17 protein-coding genes and 2 tRNA genes are annotated in these 16,465 nt (G+C 69.0%); 13 read left to right on the top strand and 6 right to left on the bottom strand.

What is annotated here, in order from left to right:
- The 3 genes from ACFLIT_RS14075 to ACFLIT_RS14065 all read right to left on the bottom strand — a co-directional run.
- The coding region (locus ACFLIT_RS14075) for a hypothetical protein (protein ID WP_007443273.1) at nt 1-77 on the bottom strand (77 nt) is incomplete at its 3' end.
- Nucleotides 78-108: 31 nt separating this feature from the next.
- Nucleotides 109-182 (bottom strand) — tRNA-Gly (locus ACFLIT_RS14070).
- A 234-nt stretch (nt 183-416) separates the two neighbouring features.
- Nucleotides 417-502 (bottom strand) — tRNA-Tyr (locus tag ACFLIT_RS14065).
- Between the two features lie 83 nt (nt 503-585).
- Between ACFLIT_RS14065 and ACFLIT_RS14060 the strand changes: the two genes are divergently transcribed.
- The 3 genes from ACFLIT_RS14060 (at nt 586) to ACFLIT_RS14050 (ending at nt 3,413) form a co-directional block, all read left to right on the top strand.
- On the top strand, nt 586-1,413 hold the full coding sequence (locus tag ACFLIT_RS14060; protein ID WP_479911876.1) for a TrmH family RNA methyltransferase: 828 nt from the start codon (nt 586-588) through the stop codon (nt 1,411-1,413).
- A 100-nt stretch (nt 1,414-1,513) separates the two neighbouring features.
- The gene (locus tag ACFLIT_RS14055; protein WP_479911875.1) at nt 1,514-2,635 is read left to right on the top strand and encodes a hypothetical protein; all 1,122 of its coding nucleotides are present in this window, start codon (nt 1,514-1,516) and stop codon (nt 2,633-2,635) included.
- A gap of 46 nt (nt 2,636-2,681) precedes the next feature.
- Nucleotides 2,682-3,413 (top strand): TerC family protein, encoded by a 732-nt coding sequence (locus ACFLIT_RS14050; RefSeq protein WP_479911874.1) that lies wholly within the window; start codon nt 2,682-2,684, stop codon nt 3,411-3,413.
- Between the two features lie 19 nt (nt 3,414-3,432).
- Here the strand turns inward: ACFLIT_RS14050 and ACFLIT_RS14045 are convergent, their stop codons facing one another.
- Nucleotides 3,433-4,986: an OpgD/OpgG family glucan biosynthesis protein gene (locus ACFLIT_RS14045; protein ID WP_479911873.1), complete on the bottom strand. Its 1,554-nt coding sequence runs from the start codon at nt 4,984-4,986 to the stop codon at nt 3,433-3,435.
- A 213-nt stretch (nt 4,987-5,199) separates the two neighbouring features.
- Between ACFLIT_RS14045 and ACFLIT_RS14040 the strand changes: the two genes are divergently transcribed.
- From ACFLIT_RS14040 to ACFLIT_RS14025, 4 genes are read left to right on the top strand one after another with little or no spacing between them, the layout of a single operon-like run.
- Nucleotides 5,200-6,309, top strand: coding sequence for an MlaE family ABC transporter permease (locus ACFLIT_RS14040; RefSeq protein WP_479911872.1), 1,110 nt, complete (start codon nt 5,200-5,202; stop codon nt 6,307-6,309).
- A gap of 50 nt (nt 6,310-6,359) precedes the next feature.
- Entirely contained in the window at nt 6,360-7,157 is a 798-nt protein-coding gene (locus tag ACFLIT_RS14035; RefSeq protein WP_479911882.1) for an ABC transporter ATP-binding protein, read from the top strand.
- A gap of 7 nt (nt 7,158-7,164) precedes the next feature.
- A complete protein-coding gene (locus ACFLIT_RS14030) occupies nt 7,165-8,103 on the top strand; it encodes an MlaD family protein (RefSeq protein WP_479911871.1) in 939 nt (312 codons plus the stop codon).
- On the top strand, nt 8,100-8,744 hold the full coding sequence (locus ACFLIT_RS14025) for an ABC-type transport auxiliary lipoprotein family protein (protein ID WP_479911870.1): 645 nt from the start codon (nt 8,100-8,102) through the stop codon (nt 8,742-8,744). Before ACFLIT_RS14030 ends, ACFLIT_RS14025 begins: the two co-directional genes overlap by 4 nt.
- Nucleotides 8,745-8,915: 171 nt before the next feature.
- Here ACFLIT_RS14025 and folD read toward each other — a convergent pair whose 3' ends face one another.
- The gene (folD, locus tag ACFLIT_RS14020; RefSeq protein ID WP_479911869.1) at nt 8,916-9,797 is read right to left on the bottom strand and encodes a bifunctional methylenetetrahydrofolate dehydrogenase/methenyltetrahydrofolate cyclohydrolase FolD; all 882 of its coding nucleotides are present in this window, start codon (nt 9,795-9,797) and stop codon (nt 8,916-8,918) included.
- Between the two features lie 77 nt (nt 9,798-9,874).
- Here folD and ACFLIT_RS14015 point away from each other — a divergent pair, with 77 nt between their 5' ends.
- From ACFLIT_RS14015 to ACFLIT_RS14005, 3 genes are read left to right on the top strand one after another with little or no spacing between them, the layout of a single operon-like run.
- Nucleotides 9,875-10,387: a low affinity iron permease family protein gene (locus ACFLIT_RS14015; protein WP_479911868.1), complete on the top strand. Its 513-nt coding sequence runs from the start codon at nt 9,875-9,877 to the stop codon at nt 10,385-10,387.
- 28 nt (nt 10,388-10,415) lie between these two features.
- A complete protein-coding gene (locus ACFLIT_RS14010; RefSeq protein ID WP_479911867.1) occupies nt 10,416-11,159 on the top strand; it encodes a 3-keto-disaccharide hydrolase in 744 nt (247 codons plus the stop codon).
- A gap of 9 nt (nt 11,160-11,168) precedes the next feature.
- Complete coding sequence (locus ACFLIT_RS14005) at nt 11,169-11,963, top strand: 3-keto-disaccharide hydrolase (RefSeq protein WP_479911866.1); 795 nt, start codon at nt 11,169-11,171, stop codon at nt 11,961-11,963.
- Nucleotides 11,964-11,967: 4 nt separating this feature from the next.
- Here the strand turns inward: ACFLIT_RS14005 and ACFLIT_RS14000 are convergent, their stop codons facing one another.
- Nucleotides 11,968-12,495: a gamma carbonic anhydrase family protein gene (locus ACFLIT_RS14000; RefSeq protein WP_479911865.1), complete on the bottom strand. Its 528-nt coding sequence runs from the start codon at nt 12,493-12,495 to the stop codon at nt 11,968-11,970.
- Between the two features lie 299 nt (nt 12,496-12,794).
- Here ACFLIT_RS14000 and ACFLIT_RS13995 point away from each other — a divergent pair, with 299 nt between their 5' ends.
- From ACFLIT_RS13995 to ACFLIT_RS13985, 3 genes are all read left to right on the top strand, one after another.
- A complete protein-coding gene (locus tag ACFLIT_RS13995) occupies nt 12,795-13,592 on the top strand; it encodes a PhoH family protein (RefSeq protein ID WP_479911864.1) in 798 nt (265 codons plus the stop codon).
- Nucleotides 13,593-13,732: 140 nt separating this feature from the next.
- Nucleotides 13,733-15,097, top strand: a complete 1,365-nt coding sequence (locus ACFLIT_RS13990; protein ID WP_479911863.1) for an alginate export family protein — start codon at nt 13,733-13,735, stop codon at nt 15,095-15,097.
- 51 nt (nt 15,098-15,148) lie between these two features.
- On the top strand, nt 15,149-16,417 hold the full coding sequence (locus ACFLIT_RS13985; protein WP_479911862.1) for an MFS transporter: 1,269 nt from the start codon (nt 15,149-15,151) through the stop codon (nt 16,415-16,417).
- The last annotated feature ends 48 nt before the right edge of the window (nt 16,418-16,465 follow it).

Genomic DNA, 16,465 nt, shown 5'->3' with positions numbered 1-16,465 from the left:
GTCTTGCCGTGGTCAACGTGGCCGATCGTGCCAATGTTGCAGTGCGGCTTCGTGCGTTCGAACTTCTCTTTGGCCATCTAGGTCACCTTCGGGCGCAATATCTTTGTCTGGAGCGGGTAGCGGGAATCGAACCCGCGTCCTCAGCTTGGAAGGCTGCTGCACTACCATTGTGCTATACCCGCCTTATCCAACGAACTCAGACCGTTAGCGGAAACAACTGCGAGGGACCTGACGTCCGTTCCGCAGCGCGTTGGCGCCATTGGGCCGACCCCGTTGGGGCGTAGGGCGCCTTCTCTATCCGGCCTTCGCCGCAGGCTCAAGCAGGCGAAAGCCCGGAAAAGCCGAAGGATGGCGGGAGAAGGCGCAGAGAAGGGTGTCTGGCGCCCGGAGGCCGGGCGCCAGATCAACCCTGCGCGTGGTGGGGGAAGCAGGACTCGAACCTGCGAAGGCGTACGCCAGGGGATTTACAGTCCCCCCCCTTTGCCGCTCGGGACATTCCCCCTCGCGCGCGGCCGATTTTGACTTAAGGAACGCGGAGCGGCGAGGCGCCGCGACCCAGGGGCCCAAATCGGAGCGCGTCTTATAGTGTCGGCGAACCATGAACGCAACGCACCTCGCAAGGCTTGGGACCCGAGCCGATCCGGCGGCGGAAAGCGACACAATAACAAGGGCGTAGGCGGCGCGGACGCCGAGGCCAAGGACTGGCTGTGGGGCGTTCACTCCGTCGAGGCGGCCCTGGAGAACCCTCACCGCCCGCCGCCGCGCAAGCTGCTGGCCACCCCGGACCGCGCGCGGCGACTCGCCGAACGGTTCCCCCAGGCGCGAATTCTTTCGACCCTGGAGACGGTGGAGGCGGCGGAAATCGCCCGGCGCCTGCCGCAAGGCGCCGCCCACCAGGGGCTGGCGCTGAAGATCGATCCGCCCGAGCCCTTGAGCCTTTCCGACCTGGCCGAGCCCGCGCGCGGCGTCGTGGTGCTGCTCGACCAGATCAGCGACCCGCAGAATATCGGCGCCATCTTCCGCTCGGCCGCCGCCTTCGGAGCGCGCGGCGTGGTGCTGCAGGACCGGCACGCCCCGGCGCTTTCGGGCTCCCTGGCCAAGGCGGCCGTCGGGGCCATCGACCGCGTGCCGCATGCGCGGGCGGTCAATCTGTCGCGGGCGCTGGAGGCCTTCAGCGACGCCGGCTGGCGAATCGTCGGCCTGGCCGGCGAGAGCACGGTCGACCTGCCGGACGCGCTGGACGGCTCGCCGACGGTGCTGGTGATGGGCTCGGAAGGCGAAGGCATCCGACGGCTGGTGGCCGAGCACTGCGATGTGCTGGCCCGCATTCCCCTTGCGGGCGGCATGGAAAGCCTGAATGTCTCGGCCGCCGCGGCCGTGGCGCTCTATGAAGCCGCGCGGATCCGCGCCTGACATTTCGCTTGAGAGGCGAAGGGCTGGGCGAAGTCCGGGTTATTTGGTTTCCATGGGTGTAACGACGTGCGCCGGAGGCAGACGGATGCGAGGATCAGGCATGCCCCGTAAGGTCCTTCGTCCGTCCCTGCTGCTGGCTGCGCATGTCGCCGCGCTGATCGCTCTCGTCGGCTGCGGCCAGCCATCGCCCGTCGACACCCCGCCGAGCGCCTATCAGGAAGCGCCGCCGCCTCCCCCGCCGCCCCCGCCGCCGCTCGCGGGCGGCCCCTATGAGCCTCCGGCCGGCGCCTGGCCGGAGGCGCCTCTCCGCGCCGAGGTTCCGCCCTCCCCGTCTGGACTGCCGACCTGGCGAGACGCCGACGGCCGGTTGGTCACCGCGATGCGGCCGATTCCCAATGACGAAGTGATCGCGGAAGCGGCGCCGCCCCGCGAAGAGCGCGCTTCTCGCGCCCGCCGCGCCGAGACCGGGGCGCCCTCGCCCCGTCAAGCGGAGCCCCCGCGGCGCGCGCCGGCGCCGCCTCCGCCGAAGAAGGTCGCCCCGCCGCCCGCGCCGGTGACGCCGAAACCCGCCGCGCGGCCGCCATCGCTCAAGACCGGGCCGGCGCCGGCCCTGAAGGCCGTCCAGACACCGGCCGCGCGCATGACCGCCGAACTGACGCCGGTGATCGCCGCCGGCGCCAAACTCGCCGTCCCCGAGGCCATCGCCGCGGGCGACCCCGCCGCGGTGACCCTGACCCTGCCGGCCGATCTGCTGGCGACGGTGCAGAGCGAAGCCAACGCCCTCGACCTGCGCCGGGCCGCGCGGTCGGTCGAGATCAAGGCGACGCTTTCGGGCGACGGCTACGACGTGAGCCCCAGCGGGCCGCAGACCGTGACGCTGAAGCGTGACGAAGCCGCCGTGTTCACATGGCAGGTGACGCCTCGCGCCCGGAAAGCCAAGCCGCTGACCGCCAAGGTCGACGCCGCCCTGACCGGCGGACGCAGCCCGTTCGACTTCGCCCTGGGCGCCGTCGAGGCGCCGGTCGCTCAGCCGGAGTCGAAGGCGGCCAGGGGGATGATCGACGCGCCTGGCCTGGGGCCGCTGCCGATCCGCACCCTGCTGGGAGGCGGACTGATCCTGCTGGCCGTGATCCTGCTCGCCGTGCTGGCGCGGCGGGCCACCGCCTGGGAGGCCGCCGCCGCCGCGCGTCGCCGCGCCGAGCGAGAAGCAAAGCAGGACTAGACGCGCCGCTCTTGCGCGCGGCCTTCGCCTGCCCGATGAAGGCCGCATGCTTGAGATGATTTCCGGCGGCGACTGGGCTGCGTCCTTTTCGGCCTTCCTTCAGGTCCTGATGATCGACCTGGTCTTGGCGGGCGACAACGCCGTGGCCGTGGGCCTGGCGGCGGGCGGCCTGCCGGAGAAGGATCGAAAGAAGGTCATCTTCTACGGCCTGCTGGCGGCCGTGGTCATGCGCATCGGCTTCGCCCTGATCACCACCTGGTTGCTGGGCCTCATCGGCCTGCTGCTGGCCGGCGGCGTCCTGCTGCTGTGGGTCTGCTGGAAAATGTGGCGCGAGATGCGCGACCAGGCCGAGCACGAGGAGGAGCAGGCCAACGCCGCCCTCGACGACGACCCGACGACCGTGCCGAAGGTCAAGAAGGCCAAGAGCTTCAAGCAGGCCTTCTTCACGATCCTGGTCGCCGACCTGTCGATGTCGATCGACAACGTACTGGCCGTGGCCGGCGCCGCGCGCGACCACCAGGGCGTGCTGGTGTTCGGCCTGCTGCTGTCGGTGCTTCTGATGGGCATCGCGGCGACTTGGATCGCCAAGCTGCTGCACAAGCATCGCTGGATCGGCTACGTCGGCCTGCTGATCGTGCTCTACGTGGCCCTGCACATGATCTGGGAGGGCCACCGCGCCGTGGTGGTCGATCTGGACAAGACCGACGCCTACAACGCCGCCGCCCCGAGCGTCATCGACATCAGCCCCGAAGAAGTGGCGCGCGACAAGGCGCACTGAGGGGGCGGAGGCGGTCCCGCTAGCCCGACCAGCGGTAGCGCCAGGTCTCCGAGATGGGGAGGCCGCCGCGGGTGAGGCCGATCGACAGTTCGGCGACGCCTGTCGCCGGCGGCTTGAACACCACGACGACCCGCGCCGACCCGATTTCCGCGCCGGTCTGGATGGTCGACTGCGTCAGCTCGCCGACATCGGCCGTGGTCGCCTTCTCGACCCCGGTTAGATCGCCGACGCCGGCGAACTCCACGACGTAGAGCCAGACGCCTTCCTTGACGTTCTTGCCGATGCGCGTGCGCGAGACGGGACACAGTTGGCCGGCCGGCGGCTCGTCGCCCCAGGTCAGGCGATAGCGAAGGGTGACCGGCTTGCCTGCCGCCCACGGCGTCGTGGGTCGCCAGAAGGCGGCCATGTTGTCGTCGGTCTCTATCAGGGTTGGGATTTCGAGGAGTTGCACGGCGCCGGCGCCCCAGTCGTCGAGCGGCGTGACCCAAAGCGTCGGGCGCTTGTCGTAGCGGGCCTCAAGGTCGCCGTAGTGCTCGAAATCGCGGTCGCGCTGCACCAGGCCGAAGCCGGTCAGCTTGTCGGTCTCGAACCGGCTGATCTGCAGCTGACGCGGATTGGCCAGCGGCCGCCAGATCGCGGCGCCGTCGCTGGTGCGGATCAGCAGGCCGTCGCTGTCGTGCACGCCGGTGCGGAAGTCGTCGTTGTTGGTCCCGTCGACCGGGCCGAACAGATACATGCTGCTCATCGGCGCGACCCCGGCCGCGTCGATGGCCACGCGCGGATAGAGCGTCGCCTCGATATCGAATATCTGGGCTTCTCCGGGCGTGACCTGGAAGCGGTAGGCCCCCGTGACGCTGTCGCTCTCCAGGAGGGCGTGCATGACCACGTGGTCGGCGCCGGGCTCGGGGCGCTCGATCCACCAGCTGGTGAAGCGCGGGAATTCCTCCGCCTCCCCCGTCTTGAGGCCTAGGCCGCGGGCCGAAAGCCCGTACTGCTGGTCACGCCCGAGGCTGCGGAAGTAGCTGGCGCCCTGGAAGGCGCCGATCTCGTCGAACTTGTCGGGCGCATTGACCGGATGCAGCAGGCGATAGCCGGACCAGCCGGCGACCTGAGCCAGGGCGCCCGCGAGGCTCTCCGGCGCGTCGAACATGTCGGCGGCGAAGACCACCGGATGGGCTCGGCCGTCATAGACCTCGAAAAGCTGGACGACCTCGGCCGAGAGATAGACCGCGGGAAAGAGTTCGGCCCGGAAGGCGCCGCCGAGATCGGCCCAAAGCGCTCGCTCGCCACGAAAACGCAGGCGCCGCTGATCGTCGTAGCTGAGCGCCTGGGCCGCGGCGACCGGCGGCGTTGGCGCGCGCGGCGGCGACCTGGAGAGGGTCTGGGCCAGGCGCTGCAGGGCCCTGGGGCTGAAGCGGGAGACGGCCGCCGGGGCGACGTCGGCGCCGCCGCGAGGGGCGGCCGACGGGGTCTGGGCGAGCGCCGGTCGGGCGGCGAACGCGACGAGGGACGCAAGGGCGCCCATCAAGCCGCCGCGGCGGGAGAGCCCGCCGCCAGGGAAAGCAGAACGCATCATCTCTTCTTGGCTGACCCACTCCGGTGGCGAAGGCAAGGCGCCGGCCGCATCTTCAACTTCGATTTCATATCGCCGTCATAGATGGGGTCTGTAGACTTGAAACCACAGGCGCAGGAACGCGCCCGCGCTTAGGCCGTTCAACCTGAGCCTTGGCGTCTGCTAGGATGAGTAACCGCCCTCCCCGGAATCGCAGGACTCGAACGCCGCCGCATGGACGCCGCCGCCGATTTCAGTACCCAGCGGACAGACGACGGCGTCGTCGTCGAACTCAAGGGTGATTGGACCGCCGCCCACATGGGCGACGCGGGCGCGCGCCTGCAGGCGGAGGTGAGCGGCGGCGACGCCGAATTGGACCTGCGCCAGATGGGCCGCTGCGACACCGCCGGCGCCTATCAGATCCTGCGCGCCGCCGACGGGCGGACAGGCGGTCGCGTACGCGCCCGACGTGAAACTTCCCGCCTGCTGAGCCTGGTCGGCGAGGCCCTGAAGAACGAGCCCAAGCCCGACGCCCCGCGCCGGGGCTGGAGCGACCTGATCGAACGCCTGGGCCGGGGCGTCATCGGGGTGCGTGACGATTTCTACGACACCATGGTGTTCAACGGCCGTCTGCTGGTGGCCCTGGGCCGGGCGATCCGCCATCCGAGCCGCATCCGCTGGGCGCCCATCGTGGCGTTGACCGAGCGGGCGGGCCTGGACGCCATTCCCGTGGTGTCCGTGACCAGCTTCTTCATCGGCGCCGTGGTGGCGCTGCTGGGCGCCAACATCCTCACCGAGTTCGGGGCCCAGGTGTTCGCCGTCGAACTGATCGGCATCGCGGTGATGCGCGAGTTCAATGTGCTGATCACCGCCGTGCTGCTGGCCGGCCGGTCGGCCTCCTCCTTCGCGGCCGAAATCGGCTCGATGAAGATGAACCAGGAGGTCGACGCCATGCAGGTGATGGGCGTCGATCCGTTCGAGGCCCTGGTGCTGCCGCGCTTCGTGGCGATGATCGTGATGCTGCCGCTGCTGGCGCTGGTGGCGACCCTGGCTGGCCTGATCGGCGGCATGCTGGTGACCTGGGCGGTGCTGGACCTTTCGCCCACCTTCTTCCTGCAGCGCCTGGTCGATTATGTGGGCCCGACCCATTTCTGGATCGGCATGTCGAAGGCGCCGGTGATGGCGACGGTGATCGCCGCCATCGGCTGCCGCCAGGGCATGGAGGTGGGCGGCGACGTCGAATCCCTCGGCCGGCGGGTGACCTCGGCCGTGGTGCACGCCATCTTCTCGATCATCCTGATCGATGCGGTCTTCGCGCTGATCTACATGGAGCTGAATCTGTGAGCGTCGAGGATCCGACCGCCCTGGCCGTGCAGGAGGCCGCCGCCGGATCGATGGCCGCCGACGGTCTCGACGAGGATGCGCCGCCCGTGCAGGTGAAGGGGTTGGTCTCGCGCTTCGGTCCCAAGGTGATCCACGACGGGGTCGACCTGACCGTGAGGCGGGGCGAGGTGCTGGGCGTGGTCGGCGGCTCGGGTTCCGGCAAGTCGGTGCTGCTGAACACCATCATCGGCCTGAAGCAGCCGGACGGCGGGGTGGTGAAGATTTTCGGGGCCAACACCGCCAAGGCCGGGCCGCGCAAGCTTTCCGCCATCGAGCGGCGCTGGGGCGTGCTGTTCCAGTCCGGCGCCCTGTTCACCAACCTGACGGTGAAGCAGAACGTCGCCGCGCCGATGCACGAGCATACGGACCTCTCGGCGCGGGACATCGGCGAACTGGCGGAGCTGAAGATCGCCCTCTCCGGCCTGCCGCCTGAAGCCGGGGCGTTAAAACCCGCCGAGCTTTCAGGCGGGATGCGCAAGCGCGCAGCCCTGGCCCGCGCCCTGGCGCTGGACCCCGAGCTTCTGTTCCTCGACGAGCCGACGGCCGGCCTCGATCCGATCGGGGCGGCGGCCTTCGACGAACTGATCCGCGATCTTTCCGACGCCCTGGGCCTTACGGTGATGATGATCACCCACGACCTCGACACCCTCTATGCGATCACCGATCGCGTCGCCGTGCTGGCCGACAAGAAGATGGTGGCCATCGCGCCGGTGACGGAACTCGAACACTCCCAGCACCCCTGGATCAAGGAATACTTCCTGGGCCCCCGAGGCCGCGCCGCCAGCGCGGCCCAGCACGAGGCCGGATAGGACCGCCATGGAAAGAAAAGCCAACTACGCCCTCGTGGGCTTCTCCACCTTGATCCTGTTCATCGGACTGGTGGTGTTCGTTGTCTGGCTGGCCAGGCTGTCGTTCAACCGGGAGTACGAGCTGTTCGACATCCTGTTCGTCGGACCGGTGCGCGGCCTCTCGGAAGGCGGCGAGGTGCACTTCAACGGCATCAAGGTGGGCGAGGTCACCGACATCGACCTCGACCGGCGCGACCCAAACCGCGTGATCGCCCGCGTGCGCCTCTCGGCCGACGTGCCGATCAAGACCGACAGCTTCGCGACCCTGGAACCGCAGGGCATCACCGGGGTGAACTATGTGCAGATCACCGCCGGCGCCTCGGGCAGCCCGCTGCTGCATGACGTGACGCCGCCGCGCGAAATCCCGGTCATCCGCAGCCAGCGCTCGGCGATTTCCGATCTGCTGCAGGGCGGCGGCACGGTGCTGACCCGAACCATCGAGGCGCTGGACCGGGTCAACCGCGTGCTGTCCGACGACAACCTCAAGACCTTCACGGCGACAATGAACGACGTGCAGGCCCTGACCGCCGAGGCGCGCGAGCGCAAGGCGATCATCGCCGACGCCCAGAAGGCGCTGCAGAGCCTCGACCAGGCGACGCAGAACATCGGCGCCCTGGCGAAATCGAGCCAAGGCCTGATCGACGGCGACGCCAAGAGCACGCTGGCGAACCTCAATAGCGCGGCCGAGGAGATCAAGGCCGCCGCCCATGACGCCCGCGGCCTGGTCACCGCCCTGCAGGGACCGACCACCGACTTCGCCACCACCGGCCTGCCGCAACTGACCACCGCCGTGGTGACGCTGCAGTCGGCCGCCGAGTCCCTCGACCGCCTGACCAATCAGGTCGAACAGAACCCCCGCGGCCTCGTCGCCAAGGCGCCGGCCAAAGAGATCAAGGTGAAGCCGTGATCCGTCCTTCCTCGTTCCTGCGCCTCGCCGCCGTCGCCGCGGTCGCCGTCAGCCTCTCGGCGTGCATCTCGGTGTTCCCGAAAACCGACCCGGCGACCATGTATCGCTTCGGCTTCGAGGCCCCCGCCCCGCCCGCCGGTGAGCCGGCAGGCCCGATGTTCGGCGTTCTGAAAGCGCCCACCGGCTTCCCGCGCGCCGCCGCCAGCGATCAGATTCTGACCACCAACAACGGCGAGGTCGCCTACATCGCCGGCGCCCGCTGGGTGTCGCCGGCCATCGTGCTGTTCGACGAGGCGGTGACCCGGGCGTTCGACGCCGACCCTGGCCCGGCGCGTCTCGTCGCGCGCGGCGAAGGCTCGCGCGGGGACTACACGCTCAAGCTCGATGTGCGGTCTTTCGAGGCCCAATACGTGCACGGCGCCGGCAGCGCGCCGGAGGTGCTGCTCAGCGTGCGGGCGGTGATGGTGCGCAACAGCGACCACACCCTGGTGGGCGACCACATCTTCGAAGCCCGCAGCCCGGCGAGCGACAACCGCGTCGGGGCCATCGTCTCCGCCTACGACGCGGCCGTCAGCCAGGCGATGAAGGACCTGCTGCTTTGGGTGAACGCCGGCGGCGCGGGGCCGGCCCGGCAGGGGTGAGGCCCGCTGCGCGAAATCCTCGTGCCCTTCGACGCCGCCTGCGGCGTCGCTCAGGACGGGCTCGCTTCGCTCGCACCTCAGCATGAGGATTTCGACCGAGGCGCAGCGTCAGCAGTAGTCCTCATCCTGAGGCGCCCGCATGAGCGGCCTCGAAGGACGAGGGCGGCCCCGCTAGCCCTCCACCCCGTTCAATCGCTTCGCCGCCGTCAGGGTGTTCTGGAGCAGGCACGCGACGGTCATTGGGCCGGCTCCGCCGGGAACCGGGGTGACGTAGCCGGCGACCTGCATCGCCTCTTCGAAATTCACGTCGCCGACCAGCTTGGTCTTGCCCGGCTCGACGCCCGGCACGCGGTTGATGCCGACGTCGATGACGGCGGCGCCCGGCTTGATCCAGTCGCCACGCACCATCTGGGGACGGCCGACGGCGGCCACCAGGATATCGGCCTCGCGGCAGACGGCGGGCAGGTCCTGCGTCCTGGAGTGGGCGATGGTCACCGTGCAGCTGGCGTCGACCAGCAACTGGGCGATCGGCCGGCCGACCAGGTTGGAGCGGCCGATGACCACGGCGCGCTTGCCGGCCAGCTGACCGCCGAGCGCGTCGTTCAGCAGCATCATGCAGCCGAGCGGGGTGCAGGGCACGAGGCCCGGCAGGCCGCTGGCCAGGCGGCCGGCGTTGACCACATGCAGGCCGTCGACATCCTTGTCAGGGCTGATGGCGGCCACGACCTTGGCCTGGCTGATGTGGGCCGGCACCGGGAACTGCACGAGAATGCCGTGGATCGCCGGATCGGCGTTGAGCGTCTCGACCAGGGCCAGGAGGTCGGCCTCGGAAGTCTCGGCGGCGAGGCGGTGGGTGACCGAATGCATCCCGGCGGCGAGGGTCTGCTCGCCCTTGTTGCGGACGTAGACCTGGCTGGCCGGGTCTTCGCCGACCAGCACGACGGCCAGGCCGGGGACGACGCCCTTCTCGGCCTTCAGGGCGGCGACCTCGGCGGCGATGCGCTCGCGAAGGCCGGCGGCGAACGCCTTACCGTCGATGATGCTTGCGACCATGCTGGGAGCCTCCGGAACTGGCCCACCGGCTAATCGTTCACACCGCGCCGCGCAACCTTGGCCATGGGGAGATCGACGTGAATCTGAGCAAGGGCTTCACCAAACTCGCCAACCGGGTCTCCAAGGCGGCCGGTCGCCCCCTCACCTTCGCGGTCTGCGTCGGCCTGGTGCTGGCGTGGGCGATCAGCGGGCCGATCTTCAAGTTCTCCGAGACCTGGCAGCTGGTGATCAACACCGGCACCACCATCGTCACCTTCCTGATGGTGTTCCTGATCCAGAACACCCAGAACCGAGACAACGCCGCCCTGCAGGCCAAGCTGGACGAACTGATCCGGGTCACGCGCGCGGAGAACGCCTTCATCGGCATCGAGAAGCTGACCGACCACGAGTTGGAGGCCATCCTGCTGGAGTGCGAGAAGAATGTTCCCGAACTGCGAAAAATCGTGAAGGCTGAGACGCCGGAGCGGCCCGGTCAGAAAAAGAACGCCGCCGCGGCGGTGCGCAAGACCGTGGAACGGGAGGCAGACCATGCGAGCGAACCCAAGCGACCGACCGCTAAACGCCGCGCGGCGTCGCGCAAGCGCTCTTGAGGCGGCGGTCGGACTGGCCATTCTGACGATGTTCGCCGCGTCGGCGGCCGTCGCCCAGGCGGTCGCGCCCAAGCCGGAAGACACCGAGGTCTGGTCGCCCGTCCCGCCGAAGGTCGCGCCACAGCCGTTCAGGCCCGCGCCGCCACCGGCCGGCGCCGTGGTGCTGTTCGACGGGTCCAACCTCGATCAATGGGTCAGTCACAAGGACGGCAGTCCGGCCCGGTGGCCGATCGCCGACGGCGTGCTGACCGTCGACAAGAAGCTCGGCGATATCCGGACCAAGCGAAGCTTCCGCAGCTATCACATGCACATCGAGTGGCGCATTCCGCAGAACATCACCGGCAAAGGCCAGGCGCGCGGCAACAGCGGCGTGTTCGTGGCCTCCACCGGCGCCGGCGACCTCGGCTACGAGCTGCAGATCCTGGATAGCTGGGACAACGCCACCTACGTGAACGGCCAGGCCGGCAGCGTCTACAAGCAGTTCGCCCCGAAGGTGAACGCCACCCGGCCGCCCGGCGAATGGCAGGCCTACGACATCGTCTGGACCGCCCCGACCTTCGACGCCGCGGGCCAGATGAGGACGCCCGCCCGGCTGACGGCGCATCAGAACGGCGTGCTGATCCAGGACAATGTGACCCTGCAGGGCGAAACCGCCTACATCGGCAAGCCGATCTACCGACCGTATGTCGAGGCGCCGATCAAGCTGCAGGCGCACGGCGATCCGAGCGAGCCGGTGAGCTTCCGCAACATCTGGCTGCAGCCCCTGCCGTGAGGATCGAGCATGTCGAAGTCTGGGACGGTTAGGGGCATGGGCCGGCTGTCGATCCTGGTGATGTTCGCGGCCTCGGTGGCCGCCGCCCAGGCCATCGCGCCCAAGCCCCAGGACACCGAGTTCTATACGCCCGTGCCGCCGAAGGCAGCGCCGCCCCCGCTGGCGCCCGCCCCGCCGCCGGTCGGCGCCATCGTGTTGTTCGACGGGACGAACCTCGACGAATGGGTGAACGTGAAGGACGGCGCGCCGGCCGGCTGGACGCTGGCGAACGGCGTCGTGACGGTGAACAAGAAGGTGGGAGACATCCGTACCCGCCGCAGCTTCAAGAACTATCAGCTGCATGTGGAGTGGCGCATTCCGGCCGACATCACCGGCAAGGGCCAGGCGCGGGGCAACAGCGGCGTGCACCTGGCCGCGCCCGGCAAGGCGGACTCCGGCTACGAACTTCAGGTGCTGGATAGCTGGGACAACCCGACCTACACGAACGGCCAGGCCGGCAGCATCTACAAGCAGTACCCGCCGCTGGTGAACGCCACCCGGCCGCCCGGCGAGTGGCAGGCCTATGACGTGGTGTGGACCGCCCCGACCTTCGACGCCGAGGGCAAGATGAAGACCCCTGCCCGCGCCACGGTGCGGCACAACGGCGTGCTGATCCAGGACAATGTGACGCTCAAGGGCGAGACCCGCTACATCGGCCCGCCCGTCTACATCGCCTATGACACCGCCCCGATGAAGCTGCAGGCCCACGCCGACCCGAGCGAGCCGGTGAGCTTCCGCAACATCTGGATCAAGCCCCTGCCCTGACGGCTCAGGCCGGCTTCATGTCCCGAGCATAGCGCCGCCAGTTGTCGACATAGTGCTGGGCCGACTCCGCCAGACGGGCGGCCTGGGCGTCGTCGAGCATGCGGACCACGCGGCCCGGGGCGCCGACGACCAGCGAATTGTCAGGAATCTCCTTGCCCTCGGGGATCAGGGCGCCGGCGCCGATCAGGCAGTTGCGGCCGATGCGGGCGTTCCCCAGCACGATGGCCCCGATGCCGATCAGGCTGTTGTCGCCGATGGTGCAGCCGTGGAGCATCGCCATATGGCCGACGGTGACGCCGCGACCTAGCGTCAGCGGCGTGCCTTCGTCGGTGTGCAGCACCGATCCGTCCTGCACGTTGCTGTTTTCGCCGATGACGATGGGATCGTTGTCGCCGCGCAGAACGGCGTTGAACCAGATGCTGGCGCCGGGCTTCAGGACGACCTTGCCGATGAGCGTGGCGTTCGGCGCCACCCAGAAATCGCCGTTATCGGGCAGTTGGGGCCTCTCGGCGCCCAGGGCGTAGACAGACATGATGCGGGCGTCCCAAGACAATATGGTGAAGGCGCGCTTAACCGTTACGAAACGGCGTTACCATCATTCTAGTGAGGCGATTCGAGAGGCTCCTTTCGCATCTCGCGTCGCTTAGCGATGGAGACTGGTTTGTCGCTTTTTGCGTTGGGGCGCCGTTCGCTCCCACCTCCTGTCGAGGACGATCCGCCCCCCGGCGCACGCCGTCTCGCCGACTCCATCATCATTACCGACCCGAAGGGCGCATCCGTTGTGGACGCGCCCTTTTTTCATGCCCGCGCAGCGGGCTTACGGAGGGGATCATGACCAAGCGGGCTCTGAAGCGGATGGTGCGCGAGGGCGCTCTGGACACCGCGCAGTTCGACGACGGCAAGGTGCGCCGGCTGCACGCCAATGATCACCACGGCCACCGCGACCGCCCCGAGGCGCGAACCGGATGGTCGCCGATGGGCGCGCCGGAAGGCCACCGCGAACAAAGCTATATGAAGACGATCAAGGCCAAGTCGCCCGGCCAGCAGGCGCTGATGGACGCCATCGACAGCCGCAACCTGATCCTGGCCCTCGGCCCGGCCGGCACCGGCAAGACCTATCTGGCCATTTCCAAGGCGGTCGAAGCCCTGGAAGCCGGCAAGGTGGGCCGCATCGTCCTTTCCCGTCCGGCCATCGAGGCCGGTGAAAGCATCGGCTTCCTGCCCGGCGACATGGAAGACAAGCTCGCGCCCTATCTGCGACCGCTCTACGACGCCCTGACCGACCGTATGAGCATGAAGCGGGTGCGCGCCCTGATCGCCGAGGGCGCCATCGAGATCGCCCCCGTGGGCTACATGCGCGGCCGCACGCTGAACAACGCCTTCGTGGTGATCGATGAGGCGCAGAACTGCACCTATGTGCAGCTGAAGATGCTGCTGACCCGCCTGGGCTGGAACTCGACCATGGTCGTCACCGGCGACCCGGCCCAGTCCGACCTGCTGCCGGGGATCAGCGGCCTCGCCGACGTGGCCGACAAGTTCGAGGGGCTGGACAACATCGCCACCGTGCGCCTGGCCGACCGCGACATCGTGCGCCACCCCCTGGTGGCCGAAATGCTCGGCGTTCTCTAACGCTTAGCCTCAAACCTTGAGACGGCGGCCGTGGCGACACGGCCGCCGTTTTCATGCCTGCTATGCAAGGTGCGCGACGCTGGGTATCTGGGCGCGGCCGGGTATCGGGGGACCGGACGGGGATGTTGAGCCGAGCCGGGATGGTAGGTCTCGGCGCCGTGCTGACGGCGCTGATGGCGGGAAGCGCCGCGCGCGCGGCCGATGGACCGTGGCTGCTGCATGAGGCGGTCGGAGCGCCGGCCGAACTGAAGCTCTCCGGGAGCTTCCGCGCACGCTACGAGACCATCGATAGCCCCGGCCGCGCGGGCGCGCCGCTGAACGAAGACTACATCACCCTCCGCACGACCCTCTTCGCCGAATATACGGCCGGCCCACTGCGCATCGGCGGCGAGCTGTGGGACAGCCGCATCTACGACGCCGATCTTCCATCCTCGGCGAGCGCGAGCGAAGTCAATACGCTGGAGCCCGTGCAGGCCTACGCCGCGCTCGACCTGAAGGACCCGCTCGGAGCGCGGGGCAAGGCGACGTTGCAGGCGGGCCGTTTTCTGCTCAATGTCGGCTCGCGCCGGCTGGTCGCCGCCGACGACTATCGCAACACGACCAACGGCTCCACCGGCCTGCGCGGCGACTTCGCCGGCGACGACCTCAGCCTCACAGCCTACGCGGTAACCCCGCAGATCCGCCTGCCGGACGCCCAGGCCGAGGTGCTCGACAACCGGCGTCGGCTCGACAAGGAGACCAACGACGCCCTGCTTTGGGGCGCGCTGGTCGGTCGCACGGTGCGCAAGGCCACCCTGCTGGAGTTCGGTTACGTCGGCTTCCGCGAGCAGGACGCGGTCGGGCGGCCGACCCGCGACCGTGAGCTTTCGACCTTCACCGCGCGGGTCCTACGCAATCCGGCGCCGGGGCGCTTCGACGTAGACGCCGAGGTCGGCCTGCAGACGGGTTCCGTCAGCAGCGGCCTTCGGGCCGGGGATCCGACGCTCGACGTCGAGGCGGCCTTCGTCCATCTGCGCGCGGGCTACTCCTTCGACGACGCCTGGAAAACCCACTTGGCGTTCGACTACGACTGGGTCGAGGGCGACGACGCCGGGCCGAAATATCGCCGCTTCGACACCCTGTTCGGCATGCGCCGCGCCGACTTCTCGCCGGGCGGCCTCTACAGCCTGGTCGGTCGCGCCAACATCAGGTCGCTCGGCGTTCGCTGGGAAGCGACCTTCGACCGGCGCTGGGATGCGATGGTGAGCTACCACCCGATGTGGCTGGCCTCCTCCACCGACAGCTTCTCCAACTCCGGCGTCCGCGACGTGACCGGCCGCTCGGGCGATTTCGCCGGGCATCAATGGGACAGTCGGGCGCGCTACTGGCTGGTTCCCGGAGCCGTGCGCCTGGAGGGCGTCTACACCCTGGTGACCAAGGGCCGCTTCCTGCGCGAGGCGCCGAACGCTCCCCGGGGCGACCGCAACAGCCAATACCTGGCCGTGATGGTGACCAGCACCTTCTGAAACGGCGCGGCCGCCTTTGTGGCGCCCCACGGCGTCTGCTAGTCCCGCGCCATGCGGGTCTTCCGTTCCCTCGCCAATCCCAACTATCGCCTGTGGGCCGCGGCCGGGCTGCTTTCCAACGTCGGAACCTGGATGCAACGAACCGGCCAGGACTGGCTGGTGTTGGCCGAACTGACCCGCCACAGCGCCACCGCTGTCGGCTGGGTGATGGCCTTGCAATTCGGCCCGCAGATCGTGCTGCTGCCGTTGACCGGCTTCGCCGCCGACTATTTCGACCGTCGCAAGCTGCTGCTGGTCACCCAGGCGCTGACCGCCCTCCTGGCGGCGTGCCTCGGCCTGCTGACCGTGACCCACCTGGTGCGCGAATGGCACGTCTATGTCTTCGCCCTGCTGTTGGGCAGCGTCTCCGCCTTCGATGCGCCGGCGCGGCAGACCTTTGTGTCCGACGTGGTCGGCGAAGGCGATCTCGCCAACGCCGTGGCCCTGAACTCCACCTCGTTCAACGCCGCGCGGCTGGTCGGCCCTGCGGCAGCGGGCGCCCTGGTGCTGGCGGTCGGCTCGGGCTGGGTGTTCCTGATCAACGCCGCCTCCTACTTGCCGGTGATCGCGGCCCTGATGATGTTGCGGAAGCGGCTGGTCACGCCCAGCGGACCGCGCGTGCGGCCGGCGCGCGGCAGTTTCGTTGAGGGCTTCCGCTACGTCTGGAGACGGCCGGACCTGAAGGCCATGCTGGCCATGCTGTTCATTCTCTGCACCTTCGGCCTGAACTTCCCGATCTTCATCGCCACCATGTCGGTCGACGTCTTCCACACCCATGCGGGGGGCTTTGGCCTGCTCAGCTCGGTGCTGGCGGTGGGTTCCGTGGCCGGGGCCCTGATGGCGGCGCGGCGAGCCGAGCCGCATGTGCGGTTCCTGCTGATCGGGGCGAGCGTCTTCGCCATCGCCTCGGTGCTGGCGGCCCTGGCGCCGACCGAGCTGTTCTTCGCCGGATCGCTGGTGCTGGTGGGCCTGGCGGCCCAGACTTTCACGACCTCGACCAATAGCCTGGTGCAACTTCGCACCGCGCCGGCGATGCGGGGGCGCGTACTGGCGATCCTGCTAGCGGTAAGCCTGGGCGGCACGCCGATCGGCGCGCCCCTGGTGGGGTGGGTGGCGGACGTGTTCGGCCCACGCTGGTCGCTCGGCGTCGCCGCCGCCTCCGGTCTCGCCGCCGCCGCGGTAGCCCTGGGATACCTGATCCGGCATCGCGGCCTGCGCGTGACGATGGTCGGCGGACGGCCGGTGCTGCAGCTGACCCGGCAGCCCAGCTTCGAGGCGTGAGAGATTATATGACAGCGATCATCCATTGATGGAATGATGACCATCAGC

Source organism: Caulobacter sp. HJHS_5 (assembly GCF_056683955.1).
The sequence above is the reverse complement of the archived record's forward strand: the minus strand, read 5'-3'. Positions and strand labels throughout refer to the sequence as shown.

Bases quoted from the DNA above. Each gene is read 5' to 3' on its own strand.
- ACFLIT_RS14045 (WP_479911873.1), bottom strand. From the start codon at position 4,986: ATGCGTTCTGCTTTCCCTGGCGGCGGGCTCTCCCGCCGCGGCGGCTTG.
- ACFLIT_RS14005 (WP_479911866.1), top strand. From the start codon at position 11,169: ATGTCGAAGTCTGGGACGGTTAGGGGCATGGGCCGGCTGTCGATCCTG.
- ACFLIT_RS14030 (WP_479911871.1), top strand. From the start codon at position 7,165: ATGGAAAGAAAAGCCAACTACGCCCTCGTGGGCTTCTCCACCTTGATC.
- ACFLIT_RS14055 (WP_479911875.1), top strand. From the start codon at position 1,514: ATGCCCCGTAAGGTCCTTCGTCCGTCCCTGCTGCTGGCTGCGCATGTC.
- ACFLIT_RS14010 (WP_479911867.1), top strand. From the start codon at position 10,416: ATGTTCGCCGCGTCGGCGGCCGTCGCCCAGGCGGTCGCGCCCAAGCCG.
- ACFLIT_RS13990 (WP_479911863.1), top strand. From the start codon at position 13,733: ATGGTAGGTCTCGGCGCCGTGCTGACGGCGCTGATGGCGGGAAGCGCC.
- ACFLIT_RS14000 (WP_479911865.1), bottom strand. From the start codon at position 12,495: ATGTCTGTCTACGCCCTGGGCGCCGAGAGGCCCCAACTGCCCGATAAC.
- ACFLIT_RS14050 (WP_479911874.1), top strand. From the start codon at position 2,682: ATGCTTGAGATGATTTCCGGCGGCGACTGGGCTGCGTCCTTTTCGGCC.
- ACFLIT_RS13985 (WP_479911862.1), top strand. From the start codon at position 15,149: ATGCGGGTCTTCCGTTCCCTCGCCAATCCCAACTATCGCCTGTGGGCC.
- ACFLIT_RS14035 (WP_479911882.1), top strand. From the start codon at position 6,360: ATGGCCGCCGACGGTCTCGACGAGGATGCGCCGCCCGTGCAGGTGAAG.
- ACFLIT_RS13995 (WP_479911864.1), top strand. From the start codon at position 12,795: ATGACCAAGCGGGCTCTGAAGCGGATGGTGCGCGAGGGCGCTCTGGAC.
- ACFLIT_RS14040 (WP_479911872.1), top strand. From the start codon at position 5,200: ATGGACGCCGCCGCCGATTTCAGTACCCAGCGGACAGACGACGGCGTC.
- folD (WP_479911869.1), bottom strand. From the start codon at position 9,797: ATGGTCGCAAGCATCATCGACGGTAAGGCGTTCGCCGCCGGCCTTCGC.